This is a genomic window from Acinetobacter harbinensis (genome assembly GCF_000816495.1).
GTDB lineage: Bacteria > Pseudomonadota > Gammaproteobacteria > Pseudomonadales > Moraxellaceae > Acinetobacter > Acinetobacter harbinensis.
Map to the genome: position 1 here is coordinate 2,227,869 of NZ_JXBK01000001.1, position 7,034 is coordinate 2,234,902.

A 7,034-nucleotide genomic window follows, 5' to 3' on the forward strand; every position below is an offset into this window, starting at 1 on the left:
CTTGAATTGCTCCTTAAGGCAACATGTGCTCTTTATCCCACAATGATTCGATGCTTTCACGTTCACGGATTAAATACGCTTGATTGCCATCCACCATCACTTCAGCTGCACGACCACGGCTGTTGTAATTTGAACTCATGACAAAACCATAAGCACCTGCGCCCAATACTGCCAGCACATCATTTTCCTGCACCGCCAATGCACGCGCTTTACCAAGAAAATCACCGGTTTCACAAATTGCACCGACAATATCCCACTCTTGCGTTTCAACATCGCTATGCGGAGTGACGGGCTGAATATCCATCCATGCTTCATATAAAGCCGGACGAATCAGGTCATTCATGGCGGCATCGACAATGGCAAAATTACGATGATTGGTGGGTTTCAATAGGTCCACTTTGGTCAGCAACACGCCCGCATTGGCGGAGATACTGCGCCCCGGTTCCATATAAACTTTTAAACCGAGTTTTTCTAAAGCGGGTTTGAGTGCATTGGCATATTCCGTCACTGTCGGCGGCACTTCATCTTTATACGTCACGCCTAAACCACCGCCAATATCGATATGTTTAAGCTGAATTCCCAATGCTTTGAGCGTGCTGATCATCTCAATCACCCGATCGAGTGCATCAACAAAAGGCTGAGTTTCAGTGAGTTGTGAACCAATGTGACAATCAATCCCGATGAGGTCTAAATTAGGCAGCGATGCGGCATATTGATAGGTTTCAAAAACAGAATCGGAGGGAATGCCAAATTTATTTTCTTTTAGACCGGTCGAAATATACGGATGAGTTTTGGCATCGACATCGGGATTAACGCGTAAAGAAATCGGGGCTTTTTGCCCCAATTGTGCGGCCACTTTTTGAATACGATCTAGCTCAGCATAGGATTCAACATTAAAACAGGCAATACCCACTTGCAATGCTTTTTGAATATCCGCTTCTGATTTACCTAAACCAGAGAACACAATTTTAGCAGGATCACCGCCAGCTTTAAGTACACGAGCTAACTCACCACCCGTCACGATATCAAAACCGGCACCCAGTTTTGAAAGTACATTCAAGACCGCAAGATTGGAGTTCGACTTCACCGCAAAACAAATTTGATGGTCAATAAAGCCAAAGGCACGATCCATATCCAAATAGTGTTTTTCCAAGGTGGCTTTTGAATAGACATACAGTGGTGTGCCAAATTGCTGCGCGAGCTGTTGCAGTGAACATTGCTCTGCATGCAGAACCCCATGAATGCGAGTAAAACTCATGAATGTATCCTTTTGATCAAAGCGTTAAGGGGTTGAAGGCGGATTAGACTCAATATTGGGTGCAGCGAAATCGGCAGTAACCGGTGCTGATTGTTGTTGCGCTGGCTTGGGAGCATCATTGTCATATAACAAATATTTTGCACGTTTGTCATAATTTTGGTCGCTGGCCAATTGAAGCGCACCCGATTGACCACAACCCACCAAGCTAAAACTGGTGATCAATATACTGATGTAGCACATGACTATACGCATCTGAGCGCCTATCCTCTGTTTTTAAACAAGTATAACCCGATCACCACTGTGACCAAAGCGCTAAACGCTAGAGATTATCCTGAGTTAAAAAAAAACGCCAGTCAGAAACTGGCGTTTTGCATTCATAACGCTTTATTTATGTTTCGGTTTATAAAAACCGTAATAACCAATAATCAAGATCACCAGCCAGATTGGACTGACCATTAAGGCGCGCATGGTGTCGGCTTCTAAAGACAACACATAAATGATGCTGATAAAGAAGATGATCACCACCCAACAAGAAATCAAGCCACCGGGTAATTTAAAGGTCGACTTTGCATGTAATTCTGGACGGGTTTTGTAATATACGATATAGCTCCACATAATCATCAACCAAACACAAATAAACAAGATGGTTGAAAGTGTGGTGGCCAAGGTAAAGGCTTGAATGGCGTTCGGTACAAAGTACTGTAAACCGGCACCCAACAATAAACATATCGCAGAGAAATATAGCGCATTGGCAGGCACAGCACGTTTATTTAAACGACCAAAAGCTTTTGGGCCTTGCTCTTCACGTGACAAACCAAACAACATTCGACTGGTAGAAAACACACCACTGTTCATCGAGGACATAACCGATGACAACACCACCAAGTTCATAATGATGGCTGCGGCAGCAATACCGGCTTGACTAAACAAATTCACAAATGGACTAATACTGGGATCAATTTTATTCCACGGCGTGACCGACATCACAATCACCAGCGACAGCACATAGAAAATAATGATTCGAATCGGAATTGAATTAACCGCTTTAGGTAAGTTACGCTCTGGATCTTTGGTTTCTGCCGCTGTTGTGCCGACCAATTCCACCCCAACAAAGGCAAAAATAGCAATTTGGAAACCGGCTAAAAAGCCTGTTGCACCAGTAGGGAAAATACCGCCATGCGACCACAGATGCGTAAAGGACGCCACTTCTCCTGCGGTTGAGGTAAAGTCGGTAAAAATCATCCACAAACCGACCGCAATTAACACCACAATGGCAATAATCTTAATTAAGGCAAACCAAAATTCCAGCTCACCAAATAATTTTACCGTGACCAGATTTAGACCAATAATAAACACAATCGCGGCGCTACTGATCATTACCCCTTCACCGGGTGTAAACGGCAGCCCTCCGTTAAAGAATTGCAGATAATAAATAATCGCGGATAAGTCGGCTATTCCGATACTAATCCAACATAACCAATAGGTCCAACCGACAAAATAACCTGCCCACGGGCCAATTAAGTCAGTACAGAAATCAATAAAAGATTTGTACTGTAAGTTGGACAGCAACAACTCTCCTAATGCACGCATGACCAAGAAAACCATGAAGCCAATAATCATATAAATGATCAGAATTGAAGGCCCAGCCAAGCTAATGGTTTTACCCGAACCCATAAACAAACCTGTACCAATGGCGCCGCCAATGGCAATCAGTTGTAAATGCCGATTAGACAAGCTTCTCTGAAGTTCACCCTCTGTTGCGGATGAACCGTAGTTTTCATTTGACATTGTTATTTTCGTCTCTCAAATTTCATGTAATAAAAGTAGCTTAAATTCAAATAAATAAATAAATTTTTTAAGCTATTCTTGGATTTTTTTTAAAGCAATCCGTGCTTTTGCTGTTTTTTCATCCACCTTTAGTCCATTTTGTCTCATTGCTTCCCTATCTTGATGACACCTGATTGATCGAGATTGCTTCAAGCACACCCGATCCACCTACAAAAAATTGTATTTCAGCACAGCTATTGCTACATTCTTTATCCAGCTTTTCAATATATAGATAACACTGCAATGAGCAAAGTTAAAACTGTTTACCGCTGCGAACAATGTGGAACCGATCATCCAAAATGGGCCGGTCAATGTACAGATTGCGGCGAATGGAACAGTCTGACTGAAGTACGTGTTGAACCTACCGTAACTCATCGCGCGCAACCGAAAATGAGTGGTGGCTATGCTGGTCAAGCGGCCACCATTACCACGCTTAATCAAATTTCCGTGTCCAATGAAACACGTTTGGTCACTGGTATCAGTGAATTCGACCGCGTTTTAGGCGGCGGCTTAGTGACCGGTTCGGTGGTGTTGATTGGTGGTGATCCGGGCATTGGTAAATCGACTATTTTGCTGCAAACTGCGTGCTATATGGCCACAAAAAAAAGTGCGGCACTCTATGTGACCGGTGAAGAATCGCTTTCCCAAGTGGCATTACGTGCTCATCGCTTAGAATTACCCACAGATCATCTTAAAGTCATGGCTGAAACTTGCGTGGAACGTATTTGTGAGGTTTTAGCGCAACAACGTCCGGCGGTGGCCATTTTAGATTCCATTCAAACGCTGTATACCGAAACCTTGCAATCTGCACCGGGTGGCGTCTCGCAAATTCGGGAATCTGCGGCCTTATTAACGCGTTTTGCTAAAAATAGTGGTACGGCGCTCTTTTTGGTGGGCCATGTGACCAAAGAAGGTGCTTTGGCTGGACCGCGTGTTTTAGAACACATGGTCGATTGCGTATTGTATTTTGAAGGTCAATCGGACTCACGCTATCGCATGATTCGTGCAGTGAAAAACCGTTTTGGCGCAGTCAATGAACTGGGCGTGTTTGCCATGACTGAAAAAGGCTTACGCGAAGTCTCCAATCCCTCGGCTATTTTTTTAAGTCGCTATGATGAAGCCATTCCGGGTTCAATTGTGATGATTAGCCGTGAAGGTACGCGCCCCCTGTTGGTGGAAGTACAAGCCTTGGTAGACGATGCACATGTACAACCGCGCCGTGTGGCCTTGGGTCTGGATCAAAACCGCCTGAATATGCTACTTGCCGTGATGCACCGTCATGGCGGCGTACAAACCTCAGGCCAAGATGTCTATGTCAACGTGGTGGGCGGATTAAAAATTACCGAAACCGGCTCGGATCTTGCGGTTTTATTGGCCTGTGCCTCAAGTCTACGTGGTAAAGCGCTGCCGCAACAATTGGCGGTATTTGGTGAAGTTGGACTTTCGGGGGAAATTCGCCCTGTACCCAATGGTCAAGAGCGTTTAAAAGAAGCCATTAAACATGGTTTTAAATACATTATTTTACCGCGCGGCAATGCGCCGCAAAAACCGATTCCGAATGTGCAGATTATTTCAGTGGCGCGACTACATGAAGCACTGGCTGAAGCCATGAATTTGAGTGAAGAATTAAGCTAAAAGCCGATATAAGCGAAATTAAGTAAAATAATACCAATTTGATATTGAAATTCACGATAAATAGCGCCATAACTATCGGGCTATAATTTAATTTTTATTTAGGAAAAATCGATGAAAGTTCGACAGCGTGGTTTGATGGCAGCTCTTTTAATGGCAAGTTTGGTGGTTGCACCGATGGCTGAGGCAAAACGTGCCGGTGGTGGTAAAAGCCATGGCATGAGCCGCTCTGCTGCGCCAAGCCAATCGTCTCAACCACGTCAAGCTGCCCCCGCTCAGCCCAATACTGCACCTGCACGAAAAGGTCCAGGCGTAGGCGGTATGGTTGCTGCCGGTGTCGCCGGTGCTGCAATTGGTGCTGTCGCAGCCAATGCTTTAGCTGACGACAACACGCCTGCAAGCAATGCACAGGCCACTGAACAACAGCAAGAAGAAAAAGGCGGTATTCCGAATTGGATTTGGATTTTACTCATAGCCGCAGGCGCGTTCTTCTTATTCCGTAAATTCGGAGCAAAAAAAAAATTAGCCGCGAATAATCCGTATGCACCGAACAATGCTGGAAATACTGCACCGTTTGGTCAACCAACTGCCGCACCGCGTACCAGCAATGACAACAGCAATATTTTTGGTCAATCTGTCGGTGGTACGGCAGGTGCTGCACCTCAAGCACCGTTTGGTAGTGCATCGACCAGTAATGGCAACCAATTGCCTGATGGTAGTGAACCTGCGGCATTTTTACGTGTGGCTCGTCAGCGTTTTAACCATATTCAGTCGATGAATACCGCCAGCAATATCAATGAAATTCAACGTTATTTAACGCCTGAGCTTTATCAGTCCATGCATAGTGACATTATGGCCAACCAAGACCAAGATGTTGCTGAATTCTCCAATCTCAATGCCATGGTCACCAACTCGGCCAATGAGAATGGTCAATATGTGGTGAGTGTGCGTTTCACCGGTACAGTCAGTGAAGATTTAAACAGCCCAGCGCAAGCATTTGCTGAAGTTTGGCATTTTACCAAACCCGCAGGCTCTAACCAAGAATGGCTCGTAGCCGGTATTCAACAAGAAGCTTAAGCTTTTTAAGCTCATAAAACAGCGGCTTCGGTCGCTGTTTTTTATGGCGCTCTACTTTTCAGCTGATCCTTCTAATTTATTGGGCTGGATTGCTCTCGTCCCTTGAGTTAAACCATCATCTTTTGAAAAGCTGATCTTCCGATTGGCTTTTTCACGCTAAACATTTAGGCTATAGCGATTCTGTACTTTGGATTTTTTGATGTCTGATCTCTCTATTTCAACCGAACTGCTTAACCGTGCTACAGCTGGCAATGCCAATGCTCAATTTGAACTTGCTGAAATTTATATGAGCAGTGATGAGGAGCAATATATTGAGCTTGCAGAGGAATGGGCGCTAAAAGCAGCACAATTGGGTCATGTGGAAGCCATGTACTGGCTGGGTGAAGGTTATGCCTTCTATGCCAAAGATATGTTAGAAGAAGACCCTAAAGAGTCAAAAATTTATTTTAAGCATGCTTACCGTTGGTTGGAACAAGCAAGTAAGCACAACCATCCTGCTGCACTGTTAGAGTTGTCTAATTTTTACCGTCGTGGTGATGTGGTTAAAAAAGACCTCGTAAAATCGGTTGAATTGGTTCAACAAGCTGCCGAACTAGGCGAAGTACAAGCCATGCGTGATTTAGCCTGTATCTATGAACACGGTATGGGAATTGATGTCGATGTAGAAAAAGCGGATTTCTGGAATGACAAAGCAGATGCGACTGAAGCTGAATAATCAACTAAAGCCCATCATTTGATGGGCTTTTTTCTTAATCTTTGATGTAAATCATTCGTTAAAACTTCTGCACAAAAATAATGTCTAAATCCTGTTGTGGAATAAAGTTCTTTTCAATCATTTGAAACTGTGTGGCACTGATTTTTTTAACGCGACCTAACCAACAAAAAGACACCAGTTCATTGCTGTCGCGCTCTATGGTTAATTTAAAATTTTGAATCGGTTTCGCCCAATTTGCACCTGTAGTGAGAATATAGCCCAAAGCAGAATAAGCTGCATTTTGCGATTTAGCCTGTTTTAATCCTGCTTGAAAGTTCTGATCCATACAGTAAGTTTTGCTATCTTCTGGTGCATACAACGCCACTGAACCACCCACCAATGGCACATATTGATGCTGTACTTTTGTCACAGCATTGGCCTTAAAGGTTTGTGGCCAACTATAAATCACCTGAGACCACCAACGAATCGGTTCATCTTGATGACGCGCTAGCACTTTTTGCAAAGCAGGACGTGGACACTTTTTTA

The 7,034-nt window shown here is 44.1% G+C and carries 7 protein-coding genes; 3 read left to right on the forward strand and 4 right to left on the reverse strand.

The features are described 5' to 3' along the window. Positions 1-13: 13 nt before the first annotated feature. From lysA to SE27_RS10440, 3 genes are all read right to left on the reverse strand, one after another. Positions 14-1,258, reverse strand: coding sequence for a diaminopimelate decarboxylase (gene lysA / locus SE27_RS10430; protein WP_039623160.1), 1,245 nt, complete (start codon positions 1,256-1,258; stop codon positions 14-16). A gap of 24 nt (positions 1,259-1,282) precedes the next feature. Continuing rightward, entirely contained in the window at positions 1,283-1,510 is a 228-nt protein-coding gene (gene lptM, locus SE27_RS10435) for an LPS translocon maturation chaperone LptM (RefSeq protein ID WP_039623165.1), read from the reverse strand. A 132-nt stretch (positions 1,511-1,642) separates the two neighbouring features. Then, positions 1,643-3,046, reverse strand: coding sequence for an amino acid permease (locus SE27_RS10440; protein WP_039623167.1), 1,404 nt, complete (start codon positions 3,044-3,046; stop codon positions 1,643-1,645). A gap of 282 nt (positions 3,047-3,328) precedes the next feature. Between SE27_RS10440 and radA the strand changes: the two genes are divergently transcribed. The 3 genes from radA to SE27_RS10455 all read left to right on the forward strand — a co-directional run bounded on the left by radA (position 3,329) and on the right by SE27_RS10455 (position 6,509). Continuing rightward, positions 3,329-4,720, forward strand: coding sequence for a DNA repair protein RadA (gene radA / locus SE27_RS10445; RefSeq protein ID WP_039623169.1), 1,392 nt, complete (start codon positions 3,329-3,331; stop codon positions 4,718-4,720). 111 nt (positions 4,721-4,831) lie between these two features. Next, the gene (locus SE27_RS10450; protein WP_039623172.1) at positions 4,832-5,794 is read left to right on the forward strand and encodes a Tim44 domain-containing protein; all 963 of its coding nucleotides are present in this window, start codon (positions 4,832-4,834) and stop codon (positions 5,792-5,794) included. A gap of 199 nt (positions 5,795-5,993) precedes the next feature. Continuing rightward, on the forward strand, positions 5,994-6,509 hold the full coding sequence (locus SE27_RS10455) for a tetratricopeptide repeat protein (RefSeq protein WP_039623173.1): 516 nt from the start codon (positions 5,994-5,996) through the stop codon (positions 6,507-6,509). 58 nt (positions 6,510-6,567) lie between these two features. Here SE27_RS10455 and SE27_RS14510 read toward each other — a convergent pair. Further along, positions 6,568-7,034, reverse strand: a 467-nt coding sequence (locus SE27_RS14510) for a DUF4424 family protein (protein ID WP_455549987.1), incomplete at its 5' end; no start/stop codon positions are given.